This is a genomic window from Micromonospora sp. NPDC003816, assembly GCF_042874705.1.
Taxonomy (GTDB): Bacteria; Actinomycetota; Actinomycetes; order Mycobacteriales; family Micromonosporaceae; genus Micromonospora.
In genome coordinates this window covers 1-24,467 of record NZ_JBIANP010000018.1, presented here as the reverse complement: position 1 = coordinate 24,467, position 24,467 = coordinate 1, and the positions used below count along the sequence as shown (strand labels likewise).

The 24,467-nt window shown below is 73.2% G+C and carries 23 protein-coding genes; 7 read left to right on the top strand and 16 right to left on the bottom strand.

Annotation, left to right across the window (positions count from 1 at the left end; all coding sequences use genetic code 11):
• Window positions 1–100: 100 nt before the first annotated feature.
• The 4 genes from ACFYTT_RS29840 to ACFYTT_RS29825 are packed head-to-tail and all read right to left on the bottom strand — an operon-like array spanning window position 101 to window position 2,847.
• Window positions 101–628 carry a PH domain-containing protein gene (locus ACFYTT_RS29840; protein ID WP_131052963.1) on the bottom strand — a complete coding sequence of 176 codons (528 nt, stop codon included), beginning with the start codon at window positions 626–628 and terminating at the stop codon, window positions 101–103.
• Window positions 621–1,679, bottom strand: coding sequence for a DMT family transporter (locus tag ACFYTT_RS29835; RefSeq protein ID WP_387264204.1), 1,059 nt, complete (start codon window positions 1,677–1,679; stop codon window positions 621–623). Before ACFYTT_RS29835 ends, ACFYTT_RS29840 begins: the two co-directional genes overlap by 8 nt.
• Window positions 1,676–2,521: an ATP phosphoribosyltransferase gene (gene hisG, locus ACFYTT_RS29830; RefSeq protein ID WP_131052965.1), complete on the bottom strand. Its 846-nt coding sequence runs from the start codon at window positions 2,519–2,521 to the stop codon at window positions 1,676–1,678. Before hisG ends, ACFYTT_RS29835 begins: the two co-directional genes overlap by 4 nt.
• 44 nt (window positions 2,522–2,565) lie before the next feature.
• Entirely contained in the window at window positions 2,566–2,847 is a 282-nt protein-coding gene (locus ACFYTT_RS29825; protein ID WP_387264270.1) for a phosphoribosyl-ATP diphosphatase, read from the bottom strand.
• Between the two features lie 120 nt (window positions 2,848–2,967).
• Between ACFYTT_RS29825 and ACFYTT_RS29820 the strand changes: the two genes are divergently transcribed.
• From ACFYTT_RS29820 to ACFYTT_RS29800, 5 genes are all read left to right on the top strand, one after another.
• Window positions 2,968–3,828, top strand: coding sequence for an ABC transporter substrate-binding protein (locus ACFYTT_RS29820; RefSeq protein ID WP_387264201.1), 861 nt, complete (start codon window positions 2,968–2,970; stop codon window positions 3,826–3,828).
• Window positions 3,825–4,670 carry an amino acid ABC transporter permease gene (locus tag ACFYTT_RS29815; protein ID WP_131052967.1) on the top strand — a complete coding sequence of 282 codons (846 nt, stop codon included), beginning with the start codon at window positions 3,825–3,827 and terminating at the stop codon, window positions 4,668–4,670. Before ACFYTT_RS29820 ends, ACFYTT_RS29815 begins: the two co-directional genes overlap by 4 nt.
• A gap of 2 nt (window positions 4,671–4,672) precedes the next feature.
• Window positions 4,673–5,422, top strand: coding sequence for an amino acid ABC transporter ATP-binding protein (locus ACFYTT_RS29810; protein WP_131052968.1), 750 nt, complete (start codon window positions 4,673–4,675; stop codon window positions 5,420–5,422).
• An 83-nt stretch (window positions 5,423–5,505) separates the two neighbouring features.
• Window positions 5,506–7,509, top strand: coding sequence for an acyl-CoA dehydrogenase (locus ACFYTT_RS29805; protein ID WP_387264197.1), 2,004 nt, complete (start codon window positions 5,506–5,508; stop codon window positions 7,507–7,509).
• 74 nt (window positions 7,510–7,583) lie between these two features.
• Window positions 7,584–8,237, top strand: a complete 654-nt coding sequence (locus ACFYTT_RS29800; RefSeq protein WP_387264194.1) for a hypothetical protein — start codon at window positions 7,584–7,586, stop codon at window positions 8,235–8,237.
• A 936-nt stretch (window positions 8,238–9,173) separates the two neighbouring features.
• On the opposite strand, the gene ribH is transcribed toward ACFYTT_RS29800, so the two are convergent.
• The 6 genes from ribH to rpe all read right to left on the bottom strand — a co-directional run bounded on the left by ribH (window position 9,174) and on the right by rpe (window position 14,735).
• Window positions 9,174–9,674, bottom strand: coding sequence for a 6,7-dimethyl-8-ribityllumazine synthase (gene ribH, locus ACFYTT_RS29795; RefSeq protein WP_176093313.1), 501 nt, complete (start codon window positions 9,672–9,674; stop codon window positions 9,174–9,176).
• A gap of 5 nt (window positions 9,675–9,679) precedes the next feature.
• A complete protein-coding gene (locus ACFYTT_RS29790) occupies window positions 9,680–10,939 on the bottom strand; it encodes a bifunctional 3,4-dihydroxy-2-butanone-4-phosphate synthase/GTP cyclohydrolase II (RefSeq protein ID WP_387264190.1) in 1,260 nt (419 codons plus the stop codon).
• 76 nt (window positions 10,940–11,015) lie between these two features.
• Window positions 11,016–11,633, bottom strand: coding sequence for a riboflavin synthase (locus tag ACFYTT_RS29785; protein WP_131057555.1), 618 nt, complete (start codon window positions 11,631–11,633; stop codon window positions 11,016–11,018).
• Between the two features lie 2 nt (window positions 11,634–11,635).
• Window positions 11,636–12,697 (bottom strand): bifunctional diaminohydroxyphosphoribosylaminopyrimidine deaminase/5-amino-6-(5-phosphoribosylamino)uracil reductase RibD, encoded by a 1,062-nt coding sequence (gene ribD / locus ACFYTT_RS29780; protein WP_176093312.1) that lies wholly within the window; start codon window positions 12,695–12,697, stop codon window positions 11,636–11,638.
• Between the two features lie 375 nt (window positions 12,698–13,072).
• Entirely contained in the window at window positions 13,073–14,089 is a 1,017-nt protein-coding gene (locus ACFYTT_RS29775) for a response regulator (RefSeq protein WP_254876775.1), read from the bottom strand.
• Entirely contained in the window at window positions 14,055–14,735 is a 681-nt protein-coding gene (rpe, locus tag ACFYTT_RS29770; protein ID WP_387264187.1) for a ribulose-phosphate 3-epimerase, read from the bottom strand. The genes ACFYTT_RS29775 and rpe overlap by 35 nt, the downstream gene beginning before the upstream one ends.
• A 246-nt stretch (window positions 14,736–14,981) precedes the next feature.
• Between rpe and ACFYTT_RS29765 the strand changes: the two genes are divergently transcribed.
• Window positions 14,982–15,869, top strand: a complete 888-nt coding sequence (locus ACFYTT_RS29765) for a septum formation family protein (RefSeq protein ID WP_176093310.1) — start codon at window positions 14,982–14,984, stop codon at window positions 15,867–15,869.
• Window positions 15,870–15,947: 78 nt separating this feature from the next.
• Window positions 15,948–16,832, top strand: a complete 885-nt coding sequence (locus ACFYTT_RS29760; protein ID WP_387264184.1) for a septum formation family protein — start codon at window positions 15,948–15,950, stop codon at window positions 16,830–16,832.
• Between the two features lie 52 nt (window positions 16,833–16,884).
• Here ACFYTT_RS29760 and ACFYTT_RS29755 read toward each other — a convergent pair whose 3' ends face one another.
• The 6 genes from ACFYTT_RS29755 to ACFYTT_RS29730 all read right to left on the bottom strand — a co-directional run bounded on the left by ACFYTT_RS29755 (window position 16,885) and on the right by ACFYTT_RS29730 (window position 24,359).
• On the bottom strand, window positions 16,885–18,300 hold the full coding sequence (locus ACFYTT_RS29755; RefSeq protein ID WP_387264181.1) for an RsmB/NOP family class I SAM-dependent RNA methyltransferase: 1,416 nt from the start codon (window positions 18,298–18,300) through the stop codon (window positions 16,885–16,887).
• Window positions 18,297–19,223 carry a methionyl-tRNA formyltransferase gene (gene fmt, locus ACFYTT_RS29750; protein ID WP_131055812.1) on the bottom strand — a complete coding sequence of 309 codons (927 nt, stop codon included), beginning with the start codon at window positions 19,221–19,223 and terminating at the stop codon, window positions 18,297–18,299. Before fmt ends, ACFYTT_RS29755 begins: the two co-directional genes overlap by 4 nt.
• Window positions 19,224–19,227: 4 nt before the next feature.
• The gene (gene def / locus ACFYTT_RS29745; RefSeq protein ID WP_131055810.1) at window positions 19,228–19,788 is read right to left on the bottom strand and encodes a peptide deformylase; all 561 of its coding nucleotides are present in this window, start codon (window positions 19,786–19,788) and stop codon (window positions 19,228–19,230) included.
• A 43-nt stretch (window positions 19,789–19,831) separates the two neighbouring features.
• Window positions 19,832–21,100 (bottom strand): cytochrome P450, encoded by a 1,269-nt coding sequence (locus ACFYTT_RS29740; protein WP_387264267.1) that lies wholly within the window; start codon window positions 21,098–21,100, stop codon window positions 19,832–19,834.
• A 55-nt stretch (window positions 21,101–21,155) separates the two neighbouring features.
• Window positions 21,156–22,139, bottom strand: a complete 984-nt coding sequence (locus tag ACFYTT_RS29735; protein ID WP_387264177.1) for an AAA family ATPase — start codon at window positions 22,137–22,139, stop codon at window positions 21,156–21,158.
• A gap of 282 nt (window positions 22,140–22,421) precedes the next feature.
• Complete coding sequence (locus ACFYTT_RS29730) at window positions 22,422–24,359, bottom strand: primosomal protein N' (RefSeq protein ID WP_387264265.1); 1,938 nt, start codon at window positions 24,357–24,359, stop codon at window positions 22,422–22,424.
• Between the last annotated feature and the right edge of the window lie 108 nt (window positions 24,360–24,467).

Sequence of the window (24,467 nt, the reverse complement as noted above, 5' to 3'; positions counted from 1 at the left end):
CGTCGACGCCCTCAGCTCGACAGCGACCGGCGGCGTTGCGGTCCGGTCGACGTTGGGCTGGGGCTGGCCGGGGACCGGTCGGGACGGAGGTGGGGGCGGGTCAGCGGGTGGCGCGGTCGGCGACGGCGGTCAGGTGCGCCTGGTGCAGGCGACGCAGGGCACGGACTCCGTCGACGGCGAGTTGCTTGTCGGCGGCCTGGAGGGCGACCACGGGCAGCAGGTCGTCGTCGTAGAGCTCCAGGGCGGCCCACGGTGCGCCGCGGTCGAAGCGTACGCCGCGGACGACCTCCCAGGGCAGCTCGTACGAGCCGATGATGTTGCGGACCCGGATGCGGTGGGCGTCCGCCTCGACCCGGGGGCGGGTGAACAGCAGTGTGCCGAGGGCGAAGAGGACGCCGAGCCCGATCATGGCGAACTGGTCGCCGCGCTGGAAGCTGCCGTAGCCGTTGCCGGTCGGGCCGGTCAGCGTGGTGGCGATCAGCGCGAAGACGACGACGAGTACGGCTGCCGAGATCCAACAGACCAGCCGGATGCGGCGCGGTCGCAGGCGGATCCGCTCGGTGCCGTCCGCCGGCTCGCGTTCGCTCGTGCCGGCACTGACCTGCGTCGCGTCCCGCCGCTCACTCATGTCCCCAGTTTGCCATCCGGCCCGGCACGTCGTCCGGCGCCACACGGACCACACCGTCGTCCCCACCGGTCCCGACGTCGGCGACCGGGAAGGCACGTGGAGCCGGGGGCGGAGGCGGGGTGCCGGTGGCGGGGGCGGTGGCGGCGCGGGGGCCTCGGCCGGCGACCAGGACGGCGAGCAGCGTGAGCACGGCACCGGCCAGGACCGGTAGCCGGGCGCCGGGGCCCTGCGGCAGCAGCACGTCCAGGAGCAGGGCGCCGACGAGTTGGCCGCCGACCAGGGCCAGGCCGGTACGCAGGACGCCGGCCGCGCGGACGCCGATCACCAGGGCGGCGACGATGCCGACGCCGAGCAGGCCGCCGGTGTAGAGGTGCCAACCGCTCGGCCAACTCACGGACGGGCCGGTGAAGGCGCCGGCCAGTGCGGCGACGAGCAGCACCGCCGGCGTACTCACGACGAAGTTGACCGCGACCCCGGCGGCGGCCGAACCGGCGGCGGAGATCCGGCCGTTGAGCGCGGCCTGCAACGCGACGGCGACACCGCCGAGCACGGCGAGCAGGAGCACGCCGACGGCCAGGTCACCGACGGGTCGACCGGTCTGGGCCAGCGCCACCGCGGCCACCCCGAGCAGCGCCCCGGCGACCCGGGGCGGGGTGAGCGGCAGCCGGCCCACCGGGGCCAGGCCGGTCCGGTCCGAGGCCAGCCCACCGATGCTGCTGCCGGCGACCTGGGCGATGGTGAAGACCGCGACGCCGAGCACCGGAACGGCGTAGGCGGCGAGCACCACGATGGCCGCGCCGCCCAGCCCGCCGAGGTACGACCACCAGGGCATCCGGGCCCGCCGCAGCGCGACGAGCCCGGTCCGCATGGACGGCAGCACCAGCAGCCCGACCAGCACCAGCAGGCAGCCGCCGAGGTTGTTGACGACCGCGCCCAGGGTGGCGTTGCCGGTCCGCTGCCCCAACTCGGCGTTGACCGCGCCCTGCGCCGCCGACGCGACGCCGCCGAGGGTGACCAGGGCGAGCGCCAGCGCCGCCGGGCGCGGTCTCACAGCCGGCAGGCGTGGATGTTGGTGACCAGGATCGCTCGGGCGCCTAGGTCGTAGAGCTCGTCCATGATCTGGTGTACGTCGTCGCGGAGCACCATGGCCTGCACCGCCACCCAGCCCTCCCGGTGCAGCGGGGAGACGGTCGGCGACTCGATGCCGGGGGTCAGCGAGCTGGCCCGGTCCAGCAGACCGGCTGGTACGTCGTAGGCGAGCATCACGTAGCGGCGGGCCACCAGCACCCCGTGCAGCCGGCGCAGCAACTGCTCGGCCTGCGGGTGGGAGGTGGCGCCGGCGCGACGGACCAGGACCGCCGACGAGCGCAGCAGCGGCTCGCCGAAGACCACCAGCCCGGCCTGGCGCAGGGTGGCGCCGGTCTCGACCACGTCGGCGACCACGTCGGCGACGCCGAGCCGGATGGCGTTCTCCACCGCCCCGTCGAGCCGGGTCACCTCGGCCTTCACGCCCAGCTCGGCCAGGTGCCGCTCGACCAGGCCCGGGTACGCGGTGGCGATCCGGTGGCCGCCGAGTTCCCGGACGTCGTCGACGTCGTCGGGGCGGGCGGCGAAGCGGAAGGTGGCCCGCCCGAAGTTGAGGTCGACGATCTCCTCGGCCGGCGCGCCGGAGTCGATCAGCAGGTCCCGGCCGGTGATGCCGACGTCCAGGTCACCGGAGCCGACGTAGGTGGCGATGTCCTTCGGCCGCAGGTAGAAGAACTCGATGTCGTTGGGTTCGTCCCGGCAGACGAGGTCCTTGGGGTCGGTGCGCTGGCGGTAGCCCGCCTCGCGCAGCATCTTGGCGGCCGACTCGGCCAGGGCGCCCTTGTTGGGTACGGCGACACGCAGCATGACGGAGTGCTCCTTCGATCGGGTTGAGGTCGACGGCGGGGCACTCACAGATGTCGGTAGACGTCCTTCAGGTCGAGACCGCTGGCCAGCATCAGGACCTGGACCTGGTAGAGCAGCTGGGAGATCTCCTCGGCGGTGCGCTCGGGCCCCTCGTGCTCGGCGGCCATCCACGACTCGGCCGCCTCCTCGACGACCTTCTTGCCGATGAAGTGCACACCCTTCTCCAGGGCGGCGACCGTGCCGGAGCCCGGGGTGCCGGCGGCGGCCTTGGCCTGCAGCTCGGCGAACAACTCCTCGAACGTCTTCACGGAATCGGATTCTCCCAGTCGCCCTCGGTCGCCGTGACCACGGGTCCGGTGCCGACCGCTGGGCGGGACCCGAATTCCCTACCGACATGGTGGGACACCCCTTCGACGTCCGCCGATGCGGGTCGTACGCTGTGCGCCATGGTCAGCACTCCTCGCCTCCTCGCGCTCGCGGCCGCCGGCTCGGTCCTGCTCGCGGTCAGCGCCTGCGCGCCCGAATCCGCACCCGCCCCCCAACCCACCGCGTCCGCCGCGTGCGACAAGGAGAGCCTGGTCACCCGCACGCCGGGCAAGCTCACCATCGCCACGGACGAGCCCGCCTACCAGCCGTGGTTCGTCGACGACAAACCCGACAACGGCGAGGGTTTCGAGTCCGCCGTGGCGTACGCGGTGGCCGAGAAGCTCGGGTACTCCCGCGCGGACGTGGTCTGGACCCGGGTCAAGTTCGAGACCGCCGTCGCTCCCGGGCCGAAGGAGTTCGACTTCGACATCAACCAGTTCTCCATCACCGACGAGCGCAAGCGGGCGGTGGACTTCTCCGCGCCGTACTACCTGGTGCGGCAGTCGGTCATCGCGCTGAAGTCGTCCCCGATCGCGGGCAAGAAGTCCCTGGCCGACCTGCGCGACGCCAAGCTCGGCGCCCAGGTCGGCACGACCAGCTACCAGGCGATCACCGACCTGGTGAAGCCGACCGTCGAACCGCAGGTCTACAACAGCAACGACGACGCCAAGAAGGCCCTGCAGAACGGGCAGATCGACGGGCTGGTGGTGGATCTGCCCACCGCGTTCTTCATCACCTCGGCCGAGATCGACGACGCGGTGATCGTCGGGCAGTTCCCCCAGGTGGGCTCGCCGGAGGCGTTCGGGCTGCTGCTGGACAAGGACTCCCCGCTGACCGGCTGCGTCAGCGGTGCGATCGGTCAGCTCTCCGGTGACGGTGTGCTGAAGCAGTTGGAGCAGCAGTGGCTCGCCCAGGTGGCGGGGGCACCCGAACTCACGTGAGCACCCTCACCCACGATCCGTCGCCCGCGCAGCGGGCCCGGGACGCGTACCGCCGCCGGCAGACCGTGCTGAGCGTGCTGGTCGCCGCCGCCTCCACGGCGGCGATCGGCACGCTGCTGGCGGTCGCGGTGACCGGGGCACCGGGCTGGGACCGGGTACGCGAGTCGTTCCTCGATCCGGAGATCGCCCGGGACGCGCTGCCCCGGGTGCTCACCGGGCTCTGGCTCAACGTCCGCCTGCTGGTCTGCTGCGCGATCGGCGCACTGCTGCTCGGGCTGCTGATCGCCGTCCTGCGGACGTTGCGCGGGCCGGTGTTCTTCCCGATCCGGGCGCTCGCGGCGGGCTACACGTACACGTTCCGCGGCCTGCCGCTGATCATCGTGCTGTACGTGCTCACCCTCGGCGTGCCGGGACTGCGGTTGCAGGGCATGCCGCCGGTGCTGGTGCTGGGCGGGTTGGCGCTGGTGCTCACCTACGGCGGGTACCTGGCCGAGGTGTTCCGCGCCGGCATCGAGTCGGTGCACTCCAGCCAGCTCGCGGCGGCCCGCTCGCTGGGGCTCACCTATCGGCAGACGATGCGGCACGTGGTGCTGCCGCAGGCGGTCCGGCGGGTGGCGCCGCCGCTGCTCAACGACGTGGTGGCGTTGCAGAAGGACGTCGGGCTGGTGTCCCTGGCCGGGCCGATCGACGCGGTACGGGCCGCGCAGATCGCCACCGCCCAGACGTTCAACTACACGCCGTACATCGTGGCCGGGGTGCTCTTCGTCCTGCTCGCCATCCCGCTGATCGCGGTCACCGACCAGGTGACGTTGCGGGCGGCCCGACGCCAGTCCGGAGGCTGACCGTGGACGTGTTGCGGTGTCGGGGGCTGCGCAAGGAGTTCGGTGGGCGGGTGGTGCTGGACTCGCTGGACCTGACCGTGGCCGAGCACCGGGTGGTGGCGTTGATCGGGGCCTCCGGCTCCGGCAAGTCGACGCTGCTGCGCTGCGTCAACCTGCTGGAGGAACTGCACGACGGGACGATCGAGCTGGACGGCGAGGAGATCACCGCCCCGGGCGTGGACCCGGACCGGGTACGCCGCCGCATCGGCATGGTCTTCCAGTCGTACAACCTCTTCCCGCATCTGAGCGTGCTGGACAACGTGACGCTGGCCCCGCGCCGGGTGCACGGGCGGTCCCGGGCCGACGCCGAGGCGCACGCCCGGGAGCTGCTGGAGCGGGTGGGGCTCGGGGACCGGGCCGACGCGTACCCGGATCGGCTCTCCGGCGGCCAGCAGCAGCGGGTGGCGATCGTGCGGGCGCTGGCCAACTCGCCCCGGCTGCTGCTGCTCGACGAGGTCACCTCGGCGCTCGACCCGGAGCTGGTCGGCGAGGTGCTCACGATGATCCGCGACCTCAAGACCGACGGCATGACCATGGTGCTGGCCACGCACGAGATGAGCTTCGCCCGGGACGTGGCCGACCAGGTCTGCTTCCTCGACGGCGGCCGGGTGGTCGAGTCCGGCCCGCCGGCCCAGGTGTTCGGGGCGCCGACGCAGCCGCGTACCCGGCAGTTCCTGGCCCGGATCATCGAGGCGGGTCGGCTGCCGGGCTGAGCGGCGTCGCGTATCGGGCATCGTGACGACGGTCACCTGCGCCGACCGGCAGGTTTGTACCCTTGATTGGGTACAAACCGACCATGACGACGTCTGTAGAGGTAGCCGTGACCCGTTCCGCTTCCGACCCCGTCGACGTCGCCCACCTGCGGAAGGTCCTCGACGGGCCGTGGGCCGAGGTCCGCGACGCACACCGGAACAAGCTCGACGACCGCTTCCTCCCGGTCTATGGGGAGAGCAGCGAGCAGGCCCGGGATCGGATCAGCCGGCTGCTTCCCGAGCTACCCGCCGAGATGGGTATGGCGACGGCCTTCCCCACCGAGTACGGCGGCCGTGGCGACATCGGCGCCTCGATCGTGGCCAGCGAGATGCTGGCGCAGGTCGACCTCTCGCTGATGGTCAAGGCGGGCGTGCAGTGGGGGCTGTTCGGCGGGGCGGTGCTGGCGCTCGGCACCCGCCGGCACCACGACGCCCACCTCCGGGACATCGTCGCGGGCGACCTCCTCGGCTGCTTCGCGATGACCGAGACCGGTCACGGCTCGGACGTCCAGCAACTGCGCACCACCTGCACGTACGACCCGGAGACGCAGACCTTCGACCTGCACACGCCGCACCAGGCCGCCCGCAAGGACTACATCGGCAACGCCGCCCGGGACGGGCGGATGGCGGTGGTCTTCGCGCAGTTGATCACTGGCGGGCAGCGGCACGGCGTACACGCCTGGTTGGTGCCGATCCGCGACGCCGACGGCATGCCGATGCCCGGCGTGACCATCGGCGACGCCGGCCCCAAGGCCGGGCTGCTCGGCGTGGACAACGGACGGCTCAGCTTCGACCACGTGCGCGTGCCGCGCGACATGCTGCTGGACCGCTACGGCCAGGTCGCGGCGGACGGCACCTACGCCAGCCCGATCGCCGACGACTCCCGACGCTTCTTCACCATGCTCGGCACCCTGGTCCGGGGCCGGGTCAGCGTGGGTGGCGCGGCGGCGGCGGCGACCAAGTCGGCGCTGACCATCGCGGTCCGCTACGGCGACCTCCGCCGTCAGTTCGGCACGCCCGACGCCGACCGCGAGGTGCTGCTCAACGACTACCTGGCCCACCAGCGCAAGCTGCTGCCCGCGCTGGCCACCACGTACGCGCTGCACTTCGCCCAGGCCGAACTGGTGGCCGCCGTCCACGAGGTGCAGGGCAGCGACGAGCCGGTCGACGAGCACCGGCAGCGGGAGCTGGAGTCGCGGGCCGCCGGCCTCAAGGCCGCCCAGACCTGGCACGCCACCCGGACCATCCAGATGTGCCGCGAGGCGTGCGGCGGCGCCGGCTACCTGGCCGAGAACCGCCTGCCCGGACTCAAGGCCGACACCGACGTCTTCACCACGTTCGAGGGCGACAACACGGTCCTGCTGCAACTGGTGGCCAAGGGACTGCTCACCGGTTACAAGGACGAGTTCGGTTCGCTGGACGGCTGGGGGCGGGCGTCCTTCGTCGCCGAGCAGGTCCGCGAGATGGTGCTGGAGCGTACCGCCGCGCGGGCACTCATCGAGCGGCTCGTCAGCGCCGTGCCGGGCCGGGACGAGGAGGTCGCCGTCACCGACCGGGGTTGGCAGCTCTCCGTCTTCGAGGACCGCGAGAAGCACCTCCTCGACGGCGCCGTCCGGCGGCTGCGCAACGGCGCGAACAGCAAGCGGGACCGGCCCTTCGACATCTTCAACGACGTGCAGGACCACGTCCTCACCGTCGCCTCCGCGCACATCGACCGGGTGACGCTGGAGGCGTTCGTCGCCGGCATCGAACGCACCGCCGACCCGGCCGTCGCGGCCCTGCTCTCCCGCGTCTGCGACCTGTACGCCCTCAGCGTCATCGAGGCCCACAAGGGATGGTTCCTGGAGCACGGCCGGCTCACCCCGGCCCGCGCCAAGGCGATCACCGCAGTGGTGAACAGCCTGCTCAAGGAGCTGCGCCCGCAGATGCGCACCCTGGTGGACGGCTTCGCCATCCCGGAGGCGTGGCTGCACTGCGCCATCCTGCGGGAGGAGGGCGACCGGCAGGAGGCGATGGCCGCTCACGACCGGTTCCCGACTGATCGGTAACGGATCGCGGACAGGGTGATCACCAGCGGTACCCCATCCTGGGGCGACACGCCTCACCGACGGGAGACCTCCTGGTGATCTGGATCATCGAGAGCAAGAGCAAGCTGAGCCGCGTGTTCGCGGCCGACCTCACGCGCCTACAGGCCAACGAGGCGGTCGCGGCGCACGTCGCCCGGTCCGTGCTGAACAGCAAGATCGCCGAGATGCAGACCCGGCTCGCACCCCCGCTCGACCCCGGCGAGCCGGTGCTCGTCCTCGCCCACTCCGGCTACGCGCTCGACGACCGGCACAACGAGGACCGGCCCTGGGTCGGCGGGCGCTGGCTGGACGAGTTCGTGCAGGACGTCACGGCGAAGTTCACCCCGGCCGGCATCAGCGGCCGTACGCTCTGGTTCCTCGTCTGCCACACCGGACACGACGTCACCACGCTGGGCACGCTGCTGGCCGCCGCCGGGGTGAACGACGTGACGATCTACATGCCGACGGACTTCATGTACATCAGCAAGAACGGCATCCCGCACGTCCTCAAGAGCGATGCCGACCTCGAATCCGTCAACAAGGACGTCGCGAAGTGGGACGGCGACTACATGAGCATCACGGGCTCGCAGCCCACCGGCGCCTACTGGGCCGGCTGCACGGTCCGCAACCAGGTGGTCACCACGCTGGGCGCGCGGACGGTCGAGCAGGCCGTCCGCGAGCAGTTCGACCCGGACGAGGACGAGGCCTGAGCCGCCGTCGCCGGGGACCCGGACGCGGTCCCCGGCAACGGGCGGCTCGTCGCGCCTGCGGAAATCAGCGACACCGACCGACTGTTCCGCCAGACCCGGTCCAGGCCACCGGCCCGGAGTCTGCTCAGGTCAGCCATCCGAGGACCCTCCGATGCAGCAGCCCCGCCGGGGCCCATCCCATGTCCCGACTCGCCACCAACAGGCACGAACCCATGTAGAGCGCGAGGGACACCGGAGCCCGGTCGTACTCAGCCCGCAACTCCTGACGACGCGTCCGACACGGCCAGGGCGCACCACACCCCGCGCACGTCCAAACCGGCACCACCGGCCCGTGCGCCGTCACGACCCCTCCCCCGGCCAGTGGCCCCGATTGATCGGCACCCGGTACCGCACCCGACACGGCAGATCCCGACCACACCGACACATCACCCGCCTCAGCACGTGGTTCCACCTCGGCCGATGCCGACGCGCAAGCGTCAGAGCTGCCGCAAGCAGCGTTCAGAAACCCGATGCCTCAGCACGCGTTGCCCAGCTGTCGGACCAGCTCAAGATCTTGGACAGTTTCCGTTAGCTGCTAACGGAAACTGTCCAAGGTTCACATTCGCAAGGCGGTGACCGGGGTCCGCTCGGGGGCGGCCAGTGATGTCCGTGCCGTCGACGTGGAAGAACGGAGACACTGCCGGTCGCGATGGCGGACAAGGGCGAGACCGCTCGGTCGCTGGCCGGAAGGTCGGCGTCGACCCGAAGACGGCGGGGCGTTGGGTGGCCGACGGGCGTACCCCGCATCCCGGCACCCGGGCCGCCGTTGCCGCCGTCCTCGGCCGTCAGTCGAGGGAACCCTGGCCGGAGCCGTAGCGTCGCCGGACATGCCCTGGTTCCAGCGGTCAGCCAGTGCGCCCCGCACACCCCTCCGTCGCCGGCGGGGTGCCGGGCGGGTCAGGCGCCGAAGCCGACGCGTTGGTTGCCGGCGGTGGCGACCTGCCGGACGGCCAGCGCCGCGTCGAGTGCGGCGACGGTGGCGGCCCAGCCCTTGTCCTCGGCGGAGCCGGGCAGCCCGGCCCGGTCGCGGGCCTGCTCGATGGTGTCGACGGTGAGCACGCCGTGTGCCACCGGCTTGCCCTCGTCCAGCGCGATGCGGGTCAGCCCGTCGGTGACCGAGCGGCAGACGTAGTCGAAGTGCGCGGTCGCGCCACGGATCACGACGCCGAGCGCGACCACCACGTCGCAGCGGCGGGCCAACGCCTGCGCGACCACCGGCAGCTCCACCGAGCCGGCCACCCGGGCCGTCACGGCCCGCGCGCCGCACGCCTGCGCGGCGGCGACCGCCCGCTCCAGCATGTGGTCGGTCAGCTCACCGTGCCAGCGCGCGGCGACCACTCCCACGGTCATCCCGGACGCGTCGACCGGGGTCGTCCCCGGCTCGCCGAAACCCGCCATCTCGCCTACGCTCCGATCTCTTTGCCGGCGACCGGACGGCCCATCGGGGCCTCCGACACCTCGTCCAGGTCGAGCAGGTGCCCCATCCGGTCCCGCTTGGTGCGCAGGTAGCGCACGTTCTCCGGGTGCGGGCGCACCGGCAGGCCCTCGCGGCCGGTCACGGTGAGCCCGTAGCCCTCCAGCCCGGCCCGCTTGGCCGGGTTGTTGGTCAGCAGCCGCATCGTGCGGACCCCGAGGTCGTAGAGGATCTGCGCGCCGGTGCCGTAGTCCCGGGCGTCGGCCGGCAGGCCCAGGTCCAGGTTCGCGTCGACGGTGTCCCGGCCCTGGTCCTGCAACTGGTACGCCTGGAGCTTGTGCAACAGGCCGATGCCGCGTCCCTCGTGACCTCGGACGTAGAGGACCACGCCCCGCCCCTCCCGGGCCACCCGCTCCAGCGCGGCGTTGAGCTGCGGCCCGCAGTCGCAGCGCACCGAGGCGAAGACGTCGCCGGTCAGGCACTCGGAGTGCACCCGCACCAGCACGTCGCGCCCGTCACCGATATCGCCGATCACCAGCGCCACGTGCTCGGCCGTGTCGTACTCGCTGCGGTAGCCCAACGCCCGGAACACCCCGTGCTCGGTGGGCATCCGCGCGTCGGCGACCAGCTCCACCTGCTTCTCGGTGCGCCGTCGGTAGGCGATCAGGTCGGCGATGGAGATCAGGGTCAGCGAGTGTTCGGCCCGGAACTTCTCCAGGTCCGGCAACCGCATCATGGTGCCGTCGTCGTTGACCAGCTCGCAGAGCACGCCAGCCGGACGCAGCCCGGCCAACCGGGTCAGGTCCACGGCCGCCTCGGTGTGCCCCGGCCGACGCAGCACCCCGCCGGTGCGGGCCCGCAGCGGCACCACGTGACCGGGTCGGGCCAGGTCGGCCGGGCCGGTGGCCGGGTCGGCGAGCAGCCGGATGGTGTGCGCCCGGTCGGCGGCGGAGATACCGGTGCTCACGCCCTCGCGGGCGTCCACGGTCACCGTGTACGCGGTCTGCCGCCGGTCCTGGTTCGTGTGGTGCATGGGCGGCAGGTCGAGCCGGTCGCACTCGTCCTCGGTGAGCGGTACGCAGATGAAGCCGGAGGTGTGCCGCACGGTGAACGCGAGCAGTTCCGGGGTGGCCAGCTCGGCGGCGAAGATCAGGTCGCCCTCGTTCTCCCGGTCCGCGTCGTCGGTGACGATGACCGGTCGACCGGCGGCGATCTCCGCCAGCGCGTCTTCCACCCTGTCGAAGGTCATGCCGGCACTCCGCTTCGCTCCGTGCCGCCATGAGGCAGCGCCTTACTGCACCGATGATTCGCTCGCTGACGCTCGCTCATGCCGGCACTCCGCTTCCGGTGGAGCGCGCGGTGAGCAGGCGCTCGACGTACTTGGCCAGGACGTCGGTCTCCAGGTTGACCGGGTCGCCGACGGTCCGGCCGCCGAGCGTGGTCAGCGAGAGCGTGGTGGGGATCAGGCCCACGGAGAACCAGTCGTCACCGACCTCGGCCACCGTCAACGACACCCCGTCCACGGTGATCGACCCCTTCTCCACCACGTACTTGGAGAGTGCGGCGGGCAGCCGGAACCGGACCGTCTCCCAGCGCGGCGCCGGTTCCCGGGAGATCACCTCGCCCACCCCGTCGACGTGCCCCTGCACCAGGTGACCGCCGAGGCGGCTGTTCAGTGCGGCGGCGCGTTCCAGGTTGACCGGGTCGCCGGCGCGCAGCGCGCCCAGCGCCGTACGCCGGAGCGTCTCGCCCATCACGTCGGCGGTGAACACTCCGCCGTCGACCTCCACCACGGTCAGGCAGACGCCGTTGACCGCGATCGAGTCGCCGTGTCGGGCGTCGGAGGTGACCAGTGGGCCGCGTACGGCGACCGTGGCCGAATCCTGTGCCGTCGGGGTGATCCCGACGACCTCGCCCAGTTCCTCGACGATGCCGGTGAACATGCCTAGCCCTCCCTCTTTCGGGGCAGCGCGGTGATCCGCAGGTCGGGACCGATCTGCGTAACGTCGGTGAGTTCCAGGTCGATGGCCTCGGCGATGGTGCTCACACCCGCGTCGACCAGAGCGGCGGGTCCGGCGCCGAGCAGCCGGGGAGCGAGATAGCCGACGACGCGGTCGACCAGGCCGGCGGCGAGGAACGCCCCGGCCAGGCGCGGGCCGCCCTCCAGCAGCACGGCGCGTACCCCGCGCCCGTGCAGCGCGGCCATCAGCGCGAAGAGGTCCACGCCGCCGTCCGGGCCGGTGCCCACCTCGGCGGCGGTGGCGATCCAGGTCCGGGCCGCACCGTCGCGGACCGCGGCGTCGGCCGGGGTACGCCCCGCCGAGTCGACCACCACCCGCAGCGGCTGCTGGATGGCGAGGCTGCCGTCGCGCAGGTTGCGGACGGTGAGCCGGGGGTCGTCGGCGAGCACGGTGCCGACGCCGACGACCACCGCGTCGACGGTGGCGCGCAGCGCGTGCACGTCCATCCGGGCCGCCTCGGAGGTGATCCACATGCTGGTGCCGTCGGCCGCCGCCGAACGACCGTCGAGCGTCGCGGCGTACTTCCAGATGACGAAGGGCAGGCCCCGGCGCATGGCGGTCAGCCAGGCGATGTTGCCGCTCTCCGCCTCGGTGCCGCGTACCCCCAGGTCGACCCGGACCCCGGCGGCCCGCAAGGTCGCCGCGCCGCCGGTGGCGACCGGGTTCGGGTCCGGTACGGCGATCACCACGCGGGCGACCCCGGCCTGGACCAGGGCGGCGCTACAGGGGCCGGTGCGGCCGGTGTGGTCGCAGGGTTCCAGGGTGACGACTGCGGTGCCGCCCTTGGCGCGCCGCCCGGCCTGGGCCAGCGCGACGATCTCGGCGTGCGGTCCGCCGGCGTACGCGTGGAAGCCCTCGCCGACCACCTCGCCGTCGGCGTCGAGTAGGACGCAGCCGACCACGGGATTCGGACTGGTCGTGCCGAGTCCGCGCGCCGCGAGCTCGATCGCGCGACGCATCGCCTCGTCGACGGAGACGCTCGCCATCACCTGGCCCTGCCCTCTCGCTCTGCTCGCGCGGGCAGGAAGATCGACTCGCGAGCAGGCGGCGCAGATCCGGGTACGGCACAGCCGCCCCCGGCAGACGGTGGGCACGCCGAGAGTCCGGCGAACCACACGCCCGTGCCGTCCCGCGCGCTGTCTCCCATCCGGACTGTCTGGGTGCGGACCAGCCGCCCCCAACCGTCGGCCCCGGATTCTCACCAGGTCCACCGGGCGGACGAACCGCTCCCGGGTCGCGGGCTTACCACGGTCGGACCGTGGATCACCGCCGGTTCGGAATTACACCGAGTCCCGCCAGCGCGTGGTGGGTACTGAGGGAAGTCTTACACGCTTCGCAGGGTTCTGCGCCACCCCGGCGAGCTACTTCACATGTCGGTGACCGGGGTCGGCGACACCCCGACGGCGGTCCACCGCCACGTACGAGCCCGGTTGGCTCTTGGCCACGGTCTTCATCTCCGAGGCGATCGTCATCGCCTCCAGGGGGTCGGTGAGGCGTTTGTCCCGGTCCGAGACGGAGACCCCGATGGAGAGCGTGACCAGCGCGGCCCGGCGGACGTTCCCCCGCCGGTCCTTCAGCTCCACGTAGCCGCGTTCCCGGTCGGTCGGGTCGTAGAGCGCGTCGGCGGCCGTCTCGAAGTCCGCCGAGACCCGGGAGGTGAGCGGCAGGACCTGCTCCGGGGTGCAGACGAAGACGAAGTCGTCGCCGCCGACGTGCCCGAGGAAGGCCGGGGGCAACGCGACCGAGACCACCGCCCGGTGCAGGCTGCGGGCCAGCGCCGAGATGAAGCCGTCACCCCGGGAGAAGCCGTACCGGTCGTTGACGCTCTTGAACCGGTCGACGTCGATGTAGCCGACGGCGTAGTCCGAGCCGACCCGGATCCGGTCGGCGATCTCCCGCCGGATCCGGCTGTTGCCGGGCAGCCCGGTCAGCGGGGAGACCTCGCGGAACTCCTTGTTGCGCCGCAGCGTGGAGCTGACCCGGGCGACCAGCTCGGCGGTGTCGAAGGGCTTGACCAGGTAGTCGTCGGCACCGGCGCTGAGCCCGTGGACCTTGTCCACGGTCATCCCCTTGGCGGTCAGCATGATCACCGGCAGCGCGGCGGTCATCGGGTCGGCGCGCAGCCGCCGGGTCAGTTCCAGGCCGTCCACCCGGGGCATCATCAGGTCCACCACGGCCAGGTCCGGACGCTGCCGCTCGATCAGTTCGAGCGCCTCCTGACCGTCCCCGGCGAGCACCACCTCGAAGCCGTGCAGTCGCAGGTTCACCTCGACGAAACGGGCGATGTCCCGGTCGTCGTCGACGACCAGGATCACGTCCTTGTGTTCCCCGGCCGGCTCCACCTCAGGCTCCGGGCGCCGCGCGCTCCGCCAGCGCACGCAGTCGGCGTACGGCCTCGGCCGGGTCGTCCGCGCCGTAGACCGCAGTGCCGGCGACGAAGGCGTCGGCACCGGCTGACGCGGCCTGCTCGATGGTGTCGGCGGCGATCCCCCCGTCCACCTCGATCCGCAGTTCGAGATGGCCGGCGTCCACGTGCCGCCGGGCGAGGCGGACCTTCTCCAGCAACTGCGGCATGAACCGCTGCCCGCCGAAGCCGGCCTTGATGGTCATCACCAGCAGCGTGTCGAAGCTCGGCAGCAGGTCCAGGTACGGCTCGATCGGGGTGTCCCGGTCGATCGCCAGGCCGGCCTTGGCGCCGGCCGCCCGCAGGTCCTTGGCCAGGGCCGCCGGGTCGTCACACGCCTCGGCGTGGAAGGTCACGTTGTACGCGCCGGCGTCGGCGTAGCCGGGCGCCCAGCGCTGCGGGTCCTCGATCATCAGGTGCACGTCGAAGGGCAGCCGGGTGGCGGCCCGCAGGCTCTGCACGACGGGCAGCCCGATGGTCAGGTTGGGCACGAAGTGGTTGTCCATCACGTCGACGTGCAGCCAGTCCGCGGCGTCCTCGACGGCACGGACCTCTTCGGCGAGACGGGCGAAATCGGCGGCGAGGATACTGGGCGCGACGATCGGCGGCGGTACGGTCACTGGGCCAGTGTACGAACGCGCCCGACGGTCGCGGCAGCACGCCACCAACGGGGACGCCCGGTGACTCGGGCGTGACCATTGGTGCAGAATGACCCCCTTCGGACCAGTGGAACCGGACGAAGCGGGGACTTGACTGGCCAATGGTCCGAATCGCGGCAACACTCCATCGGGGACGGTGACGGTAACGTGCAGGCCGGTGGGCACGGGAGCCGACAGCCGGGCGACGGTTCCCGGAAAGGGCGGACGATGCGACGGTGGCTCGCGACGCTGGCGCTGGCCGGCGCGGCGGCGATGGTGCTCAGTGGCTGCGTACGGCCGGGCGGGACGGACGGCGACATCACCAACGGTTGGCCCGCCCTGCGGGCGCCGACGATGTTCGTCCCGGCCACCGGTGCCTGCCTGCCCCGGATCACCCCGATCGTGCAGGCGGGCACATACGAGACGGTGGACTGCGCCCGCAACCACCTCGCCGAGGCGGTCCACGTGGGCACGTTCACCGGGTCGGACGCGCGGGGACGGCGACCGGAACCGGGCTCGGCGGCGCTGCGGACCGCGCGGGCCGAGTGCGACCAGCGGGCCCGCCTGGTGCTCGGCGGCGACTGGCACACCGCACGACTGACGATGAACATCGCGCTGCCCTCGGTCTCCGCCTGGAACGGCGGCGCCCGGTGGTTCCGCTGCGACCTGAGCGAGACCGACAGCATCGACAACACCCGCCCGGTCAACCGCACCGGCAGCCTGCGCGGCGCCCTCATCGGCGACTCGCCGCTGGTGCACCGCTGTTTCGACCCGAAGCTGATCGGCGACAACCTCAACTACATGGCACCGGTGCTCTGCACCGAACCGCACCGCGCCGAATTCGTCGGGGTCTACGTCGAGCGGGACATGAGCTGGAAGGAGTTCGTCGACTCCTCCGCCCGGGCGCACCAGCGGTGCATGGAGCTGATCGCCTCCTTCGCCGACGTACCGAACAACGCCGACCTGCCGTACCGTGCCGGCTCGATCTTCTATCCGCCGTCGCAGCGCGAGTGGGAGGAGGGCGACCGGGGAGTGCGGTGTTTCCTGTGGAGCGACGACCGCAAGCTGACCGGCTCCATGCGCGGTGTCGGCCCGCAGGGACTACCCGTCACCTGACCACGGTGCCGTATGCTGCCGCACCGTGGCGTGCCGTGTCCGCGGTCACGGCCACGCGCGGCAGGAGGTCGACGGGGGATGCGACGGTGGTGGATCGGGGTCGCGCTGGGCGCGGTGACGCTGGCGCTGGCCGCGTGCAGCACCAGACCGGCCGGCATCGACGGTGACCTGGTCGACGACTGGCCGGTGATGGCCGCGCCGGAGGTGTTCACCCCGGCGGCGCAGACCTGCCACACCCAACCGCAGGACGTCGGATACCTCAGCGGGTACGCGCCGGTGGACTGCGCGCAGCCGCACCGGGCCGAGACGCTGCACGTCGGGCGGCTGACCGGGGCGGGCGGGACGGCTCCGCCCGAGGCCGGCAGCCGGGCGATGCGCACCGCGTACGGCGAGTGCGACCGGGCCGTCCGGGGCGTGCTGGGCGGCGACTGGCGGACCGCCCGGATCGGGCTGACCGTCGTCTTCCCGTCGCCCCGGGCCTGGATCGGCGGGGCCCGCTGGTTCCGCTGCGACGCCCACGAGATGCGCGGGCTGGACACCCCCAACCCGGTCCGCCGCACCGCCAGCCTGGCGGGCACGCTGGAGGGGTCGTCGCCGTTGCGGCACGGCTGCTTCGAGGCCGAGACCAAGGGTGACGACGTCACCGAGATGGTGGCCGTGAAGTGCAGCGCCCGGCACCGGGCCGAGTTCGTCGGGGTGTGGAAGGCCCCGGCCACCAGCTACTCGGCGTTCCTCAAGGACAGCGCGCGGGCGCACCGCGCCTGCCGCAGTCTGATCGCGAAGTACGCCGGCGTACCCGACGACGGCAACCTGCAATACCGCGTCGGCACGATCTATTACCACCCCTCCGAGCCGGACTGGCGCAGCGGCGACCGTGGGGTGCAGTGCTTCCTGTGGCTGAACGAGCGCACCCTGACCCGGTCACTCAAGGGCGGCGGCACCCGGGCCCTGCCGATCACCTGACCGGCGGGCCCGGGGCGCGTCGCCCATGCCCGGCAACGCGGTGCGGCGAGGCTCAGGTGCGGCGCAGCAGAGCCAGGAACATCGCGTCGGTGCCGTGCCGGTGCGGCCACAACTGCACGGTCGGCCCGTCGCCGAGCCCGGGCATGCCGGCCGGCAGCAACGGCCGGGCGTCCACGAAGTCCACCGGCGCGCCGCAGCGGCGGGCCGCCTCGGTGACCGTCACGTGCGTCTCGACCACGTGCGGCGAGCAGGTCACGTACGCCACCACCCCGCCGGGGCGTACCGCCCGCAGCCCGGCGGTGAGCAGCTCACGCTGCAACCGGGTCAGGGCGGGCAGGTCCGAGGGCTGGCGCCGCCAGCGCGACTCCGGCCGGCGACGCAGCGAGCCCAGGCCGGTGCAGGGCGCGTCGACCAGCACCCGGTCGAAGTGTTCCTCCGGCAGCTTCGGCTCGCCGCCGACCAGCCGGCCGTCGGTGTGCAGCACGGTCACCGGCAGCCCCCGGGTCGCGTTCTCGACCAGTCGGGCCCGGTGCTCGGCCACCTCCACCGCGGTCAACCGCGCGTCCCGCTGCGCGGCGATCGCGCCGAGCAGCCCCGACTTGCCGCCGGGACCGGCGCAGAGGTCGAGCCAGCGGCCGTCCGGCCCGTCCAGCGGCGCGGCGGCGAGGGCGTCGGCCACCAACTGGGACCCCTCGTCCTGCACGTGCGCCCGGCCGTCGACCACCGCCGCCAGGTCGCCGGGGGCACCGCCGCCGAGATAGACCGCGTACGGCGAGAAGGCGCCCGGAGCGCCATGGACCTCGTCAGCGAGTTCGACCGGGTCGGCCCGGCCCGGCCGCGCGCACAGGTGCACCGGCGGGCGCTCGTTGTCCTCGATCAGCAGTCGGGTGGTCTCGCCGAGGTCCCCGCCGAGCGCCTCGGAGAACGCCCGGACGATCCACTGTGGATGGCTGTAGGCGAGGGCGAGGTGACCGATCGGGTCGGTCTCCAGCGGCGGTGCCAGCCGGGCCACCCATGCCTCGTTGTCGCGCTCGGCGACCTCGCGCAGCACCGCGTTGGCGAAGCCGGTGGCCCCCGGGCCCACCACCCGCACCAGGTCGACGGTGGACGACACCGCCGCGTGGGCGGGCACCCGGGTGTGCAGGAGTTGGTACGCGCCGATCCGCAACGCGTCACGGACCGGCGGATCGATCCGCTGCACGTCCCGACCGGCGGCGGCGGTGAGGATCGCGTCGAGCGTGCCGACGTGGCGCAGCGTGCCGTAGGTCAGCTCGGTGGCGAAGGCGGCGTCCCGGCCGATCAGTCCCTCGTCGCGCAGGATCGCCGGCAGCACCAGGTTGGCGTACGCGTCGTCCCGATGCACCGCCGCGACCGCCTCGTACGCGGCGTGACGTGGCCGGTCCGCGGCGTTGCGCCCGCTCCGGGGGCCACGGCGCTCGGGCCCTCGACGAGCGGTGGTCTCCCTCACGCGAACTCCTCCCCGGTGGCGACCCGGACACCGCGTGCCCAGTCGGTCGCCGGCATGACCCGCTTGCCCGCCGCCCGCACCTCGCCGAGGCGGACCGGGACGGTGGCCGTGCCGGCCAGCACCCGCGCCTTCTCGACCAGCAGCTCACCGGGCTTGAGATCGGGGCCGTCGGGTGCCGGGGTGACCGGGCCGAGCTTCACCCGCTCGTCCCGGAAGGTCGTCCACGGGCCGGGCGCCGGGGTGCAGGCGCGGATCCGGCGGTCCACCGCGAACGCCGGGTCGGCCCAGCGCACCCGGGCATCCTCGACGGTCAGCTTCGGGGCCAGCGAGACCCCGTCGGCGGGCTGCGGTTCGGCGCGGGCGGTGCCGTCCTCCAGCGCGTCCAGCACCGCCACCAACAGCCCTGAACCGCTGTCGGCCAGCCGCTCCAGCAGGTCGCCGGAGGTGTCGGCGGGTCGGATCTCGTCGGTCAGGGTGCCGTACACCGGCCCGGTGTCCAGCCCCTCCTCCAACTGGAAGACGCTGGCCCCGGTCAGCTCGTCGCCGTGCAGCACGGCGTGCTGCACGGGTGCGGCACCCCGCCAGGCCGGCAGCAGCGAGAAGTGCAGGTTCACCCAGCCGTGCCGGGGGATCTCCAGCGCCACCGGGGGCACCAGCGCGCCGTAGGCGACCACCGGCACGCAGTCCGGTGCCAGCTCGCGCAGCCGCTCCAGGAACTCCGGCTCCCGGGGACGGGCCGGGGTCAGCACCTCGACGCCGTGCTCGTCGGCCCAGGCGCCGACCGGTGAGCGTTGCAGGCCACGACCGCGTCCGGCCGGGGCGTCCGGCCGGGTGACGACGGCCACCAGCTCGTGCCGCGAGGCGGCCACGGCGGCGAGGGCGGGGACGGCGACGGCCGGCGTACCGGCGAAGATCACGCGCATCGACTCACCGCCCCAGACCGAAGGGGCTGCCGCTGCCGTGCGGGCTCAGCTTCACCGTGGGCGGCGCGGCGACGTCGTACCACTCGGCCTGCCGGATCGCCTTCATCGCCTCCTTGCGGCCGGCCTGGTCCAGCCGGTCGATGAAGAGCACCCCGTCCAGGTGGTCGGTCTCGTGCTGCACGCAGCGCGCCATCAGGCCGGTGCCGACGATCTGCATCGGGTCGCCGTAGCCGTTGAAGCCCTTGGCGATCACGTTCTGCCGTCGCTTGGTGTCGAAGTACAGCCCGGGGATGGACAGGCAGCCCTCCGGGCCGTCCTGCTCCTCCTCGTCGGGGAACTCCAGCACCGGGTTGACCAGGTGACCGAGCACGTCGTCGACGTCGAAGGTGAACACCCGCAGGCCCACCCCGAGCTGCGGCGCGGCGAGGCCGGCGCCGTTGCGCTCACGCATGGTGTCGGTCAGGTCGGCGACGAGCGAACGCAGCTCGACGTCGAAGTCGACCACCGGATCGGCCGGCGTGCGCAGCACCGGGTCCCCGAACAGACGGATGGGCTGAACGGTCACGCGGGTCGGCTCCTTAACGGTGGGACGGGAGTGCCGTACCAGTCTACGGAGTGCCCGCGGAGGTGCCGGTCGGCGCACCACGATCGGCGTGCGGCGCCAGCTCGCCGACGGTGACCGGCAGCGTGTCGTACCCGCGCAGGGTCAACCGGGTGCGGTGGCGGGGGGTGCCCGCCGAAGCCAGCCCGGGCAGTCGCCGCAGCACGGCCGGGAACGCCACCTGCGCCTCCAGCCGGGCCAGCCCCGCACCGAGGCAGTAGTGCGGGCCGGCACCGAAGGAGAGCGGGCCGAGCTGGGCCCGCCACGGGTCGAACCGCGCCGGCTCAGGGTACCGCCGGGGGTCGCGGTTGGCCGCGCCGAGCAGCACCAACATCCAGCTGCCGGCGGGCACCTCGACACCGCCGAGGCGGACGGTCGCGGTGCTGGTCCGGGTGGTCAACTGCACCGGCGAGTCGAAGCGGAGAAGCTCGTCGACGTACGCCGGGGCGTGCTCCGGGTGGCGGCGCAGCACGTCGGCCTCCTGCGCGTGCGCCAGCAGCACCGCCAGGCCGTTGCCGAGCAGGTTGGTGGTGGTCTCGAAGCCCGCCACGAGCAGCACCACCAGGTTGGCCAGCAGCTCCTCGCCGGAGAGCCGGTCACCGGCGTCGTGCGCCTGCACGAGCGCGGTGGTCAGGTCGTCGGCCGGCTGTCGGCGGCGGGCCGCCACCAGCTCGGTGAAGTAGTCGCGCAGCTCGGTGGCACCGGCGTCGGCCACGGCCAGCTCGGCCGGGGTGATCTCGGGTTCCAGGACCCCGGTCAGGTCGGCCGCCCACCGCCGGAACAGCGGACGGTCGGCGGACGGTACACCGAGCAGCTCGCAGATCACCGCGACCGGCAGCGGGTAGGCGAACTCGGCCATGAAGTCGACGGGTACGCCGTCGCGGCCGGCCGCCGCCATCGCCGTGATCAGCTCGTCGGCCTGGGCGGACACCACGTCCCGCATACCCGCGATCCGGCGCGGGGTGAACGCGCCCGCCGCCAGGCGCCGCATCCGGCTGTGGTCCGGCGGGTTGGTCCGCAGCATCGACCGGGCGATCGACGACAGCGCCGGGCTCTCCCGCCACTGCGGCAGGACCTGGTCCCGCAACTCGCCGTCGAGCACCTGGAAACTCGGGTCCCGGAGCAGTTCGTCGGCCTCGGCGTACCCGGTCACCACGAACAAGCCGGGACCGGCCGGGACGACGTGCCCGAAAGCACGCATCCGCTCGTACGCCGGATAGGGATCGACCCGCCCGGTGGGCGACATGAGTAGCGCGAGCGTGCCGGCGGCGTCCATGGCGGCCTCCTGCGGGTCGGGAGGTTCCATCATGCCCGCGCCGCACGGCGGCGGTTCACCCCGCGGTGCCGGACTCCCCCGCCAGCACCGCGTCCCCGCCGAGCAGCGCGTGCTCCGGCAGCGGCAGGCGGATGTCGTGGGCCGCCTCCCAGTCGTGGATCAGGCTGGGCCGGGCCTGCGCGGCGAAGTAGTCGACCGCGCTCATCCCCCCCACCACGGGCTCGTCGACCTCGGCCACCAGCCGGCCGGGCACCAGCCGGAACCCGCCGCGCAGCGCGGCGCTGAGGCGACGGTGCCCGTCCACCACGAAGAAGTACTCGCCGGTGTAGCCGATCTCCAACGGCTTTAGGGCGGTCTCACCGGCGGCGACGACCTCGTCGACGACGCTGGAGTCCCAGAGCCCGCGCAGTTCCGTCACGTCCTCGGTCGGGTAGACCCGGGCCGGGTCGAGCAGCAGCAGCGGCGGCGCGGCGCGCAGCACCTCCGGGGCGAGCCGGCCCTCGTACGCGTCGACGATCCGCTCGATCACCTCGCCGGCGGGCGCCCGGGTGGTGTCGCAGACCAGGTCGTAGTTGCGCAGCCGGGCCTTGTCCACGCCGTACCGGACCACGAAGCGGTTGCGCTCGCTCTCGCTGCGTTCCCGCAGCTTGGCCTTTGCCTCCTCCATCGAGGTGTAGCTCTCCGCCGGGCCGGAGGGCCGCAGCAGCACCCGGCGGGCCGCCTCACCCGGCTCGGTGATCATGTGCACCTTGAGCGCGTCGGTGAAGAAGTGCCAGGCCAGCCGCGAGTCCATCACCAGGCTCTCGCCGGAGGCGGCGATGTCGCGCTGGAGCTGGTCGACGTAGCCGTCGACCGCCTGGTCGAGTTCGGCGTGCAGGTTGAGCTGGAGCGCGGTCATCTGACGCTCCTGGGCCATCTGCCGGTACAGGTCACCGACGCTGACCCGGCGCAGGCCGAGCCGCTCGGCGATCACCACCGACACGGTGCTCTTGCCGCTGCCGAGGTCACCGTTGAAGACGATCGACTGACGAACGGTCACGACTGGTCCACCCCTGATCACCGGCTGTACTGGATCGTCATCGATATCGCGCCGGACCGACCCGGTCCCGCCGTCACCACGCCGACCCGCGACAACTCCGGCTCCACGTGCCTGACGCCGCGTCACGACCTGGACTCGTCGTGCGCCCCGGCATGACGGGCGATGCTACCACCTTGACCACGGGACTCCCGCGCGCGCAACTCGGGAGCGGCGCGTCGACACCACACGCGAGGATCAGGTCACATCCGGCGACCGGCAGTCACTCAGCGTCACCGTTCGGCGTCAGAACAGCGTAAGCGGGTCGACCTGGAGGCGTACCGGTTCGGCGGCCTTGCGGGCGGTGCGCGACCCCGCCGCCGCGTGCAACGCCTCGGCCATGGCCGCCGCCCGCGCCCGGGGCACCCGGACCAGCATCCGTTCCCGGTCGCCGTCGGCCGGCACCGGGCCGAGCAGTTCCGCCTCCTCCGGCAGCCGCGCCTGCGCCAGCAGGTCGGCCACCGCCACCGGCAGCCCGGTCACGCTGGCCATCCGCATCGCGGGCGGGAAGCCCAACTCACGCCGCTCGGCCAACTCCCGGGCGGCGAACCAGCCCGGATCCCACCGCAGCAACGCCTGCACCGGGGCCAACGCGCCGTCGGCGACCACCACCACCCGGCCGCCCGCCGCCGCCGGCCGGGCCAGCGCGGCAGCCGCCGCCCAGCGGCGCAGCGCCTCCTCCCCCGCCCGCAGGTCGGCCCGGGTGAGCATGGCCCAGGTGTCCAGCAGCAGCACCGCGCCGTACCCACCTTCGGCGACCGGTTCGGCACCTGGCGTGGCGATCACCAGTCCGGCGCCGCCGGGCACGTCGGCCAACACCTCCTCCCGCCCGGAGGTCCGGACCGCCACCCCGGGGAAGGCCCGGCCCAACTCCTCGGCGGTACGCCGGGCACCGGTGACCGAGGCACGCAGCCGCCGTCCCCCGCAGTGCGGGCAGGCGTACGCGGCGGCGACCCGGCCGCACCAGCGGCAGGCCGGCGGCCGTCCGGCGGAGGACAACGCCAGCGGCCCGGCACAGTGCGGGCAGCGGGCCGGGGTCCGGCAGTCCTGGCAGGCCACCGAGGGCATGTAACCCCGACGGGGTACCTGCACCAGCACCGGCAGATCCGCCCGCAACGCCTCCCGGGCCGCCGTCCAGGCCAGGCTCGGCAGCCGCGCGGTCGCCGCGCCCGGATCGCGGGCCAGCTGCGGGTCGTCGCCGGTCGGAGCGACCGCCGGGGTACGCGCCCGCAGCACCGCCCGGTCCGCGACCACCTCGCGGGCCCAGCCGGTCTCCACCAGCAGTTGCGCCTCGGCGGTACGGGCGTAACCGCCCACCAGCGCCGCCGCGTCGTCGAGCTGGGCCCGGGTGAGCAGCACCTCGCGGGCGTGCGGGTACGGGGCCCGCAACTCGGCGTGCAGGTCGTCACCGTCGTCCCAGACGGCCACCAGACCGAGCCGGGCCACCGGAGCGAACATGGCCGCCCGGGTGCCGATCACCACCGGGGCGGTGGAGCGGCGGGCGGTCAGGAAGGCCCGGTAGCGACGGGCCGGTCCCGACGCGGCGGAGAGGCAGACGTGCCGCCCGGCGCCCAGCGTGGCGGTGAGCGCGGCGTCGAGCCGGTCCAGGTCCCGGCCGTCGGCGACCACCACGAGCGCACCCCGGCCGGAGGCCACGGTGGCGGCGACGGCGGTGGCGTAGCGGGCCGCCCAGTCCTCCCCCGGCAACGCCGACCACACGGCCCGGGGCGACCGCCCCTCGGTCAGGGCGCGCAGCAGCGCCGGTCCGGCCGGGTAGTCCCGCCACCCACCCGGATCGGGTGTCTCGGGGGTGGGGGGCGTCTCCGGGGTGGGGGTGGCTTCGGTGACCGACGGCGCCTGGTCGGAGGGCGGGGTGAGGATCTCCTTCTCGACGCGGGCGTGCCGGGGCGGCACGGCGAGGCGCAGCACGTCGGCGAGGCTGCCGGCGTACCGGTCGGCGACGGCCCGGGCCAGCCGTGCCACCTCGGGTGCCAGCACCGGCACCGGCGAGACCACCTTGGTCAGGTACACCGGCTTCGGGTGGTCGGAGCGGTCGGCCCGTTCCAGCACCCAACCGTCGACGAGTTGACCGGCGAAGCGGACCTTCACCCGCGCGCCGGGGACCGCGTCGTCGGCGAGGTCCGACGGGACCAGGTAGTCGAAGAGCCGATCCAGGTGCGGCAGCGGTACGTCGACACAGACGCGAGCGACCGGCGACCCGTCGGCGGGTCGCCGGTCGTCACTCCTCGTGCCGGTCAGGCTCCTGCGGCCGACTTGAGGTCGGCGGCCCGG

Excerpts from the sequence above, each read along its gene's own strand:
- ACFYTT_RS29840 (WP_131052963.1), bottom strand. The coding sequence starts at position 628 with ATGAGTGAGCGGCGGGACGCGACGCAGGTCAGTGCCGGCACGAGCGAA.
- hisG (WP_131052965.1), bottom strand. The coding sequence starts at position 2,521 with ATGCTGCGTGTCGCCGTACCCAACAAGGGCGCCCTGGCCGAGTCGGCC.
- ACFYTT_RS29820 (WP_387264201.1), top strand. The coding sequence starts at position 2,968 with ATGGTCAGCACTCCTCGCCTCCTCGCGCTCGCGGCCGCCGGCTCGGTC.
- ACFYTT_RS29805 (WP_387264197.1), top strand. The coding sequence starts at position 5,506 with ATGACGACGTCTGTAGAGGTAGCCGTGACCCGTTCCGCTTCCGACCCC.
- ribH (WP_176093313.1), bottom strand. The coding sequence starts at position 9,674 with ATGGCGGGTTTCGGCGAGCCGGGGACGACCCCGGTCGACGCGTCCGGG.
- ACFYTT_RS29790 (WP_387264190.1), bottom strand. The coding sequence starts at position 10,939 with ATGACCTTCGACAGGGTGGAAGACGCGCTGGCGGAGATCGCCGCCGGT.
- ACFYTT_RS29785 (WP_131057555.1), bottom strand. The coding sequence starts at position 11,633 with ATGTTCACCGGCATCGTCGAGGAACTGGGCGAGGTCGTCGGGATCACC.
- ribD (WP_176093312.1), bottom strand. The coding sequence starts at position 12,697 with ATGGCGAGCGTCTCCGTCGACGAGGCGATGCGTCGCGCGATCGAGCTC.
- ACFYTT_RS29765 (WP_176093310.1), top strand. The coding sequence starts at position 14,982 with ATGCGACGGTGGCTCGCGACGCTGGCGCTGGCCGGCGCGGCGGCGATG.
- ACFYTT_RS29760 (WP_387264184.1), top strand. The coding sequence starts at position 15,948 with ATGCGACGGTGGTGGATCGGGGTCGCGCTGGGCGCGGTGACGCTGGCG.
- fmt (WP_131055812.1), bottom strand. The coding sequence starts at position 19,223 with ATGCGCGTGATCTTCGCCGGTACGCCGGCCGTCGCCGTCCCCGCCCTC.
- ACFYTT_RS29740 (WP_387264267.1), bottom strand. The coding sequence starts at position 21,100 with ATGGACGCCGCCGGCACGCTCGCGCTACTCATGTCGCCCACCGGGCGG.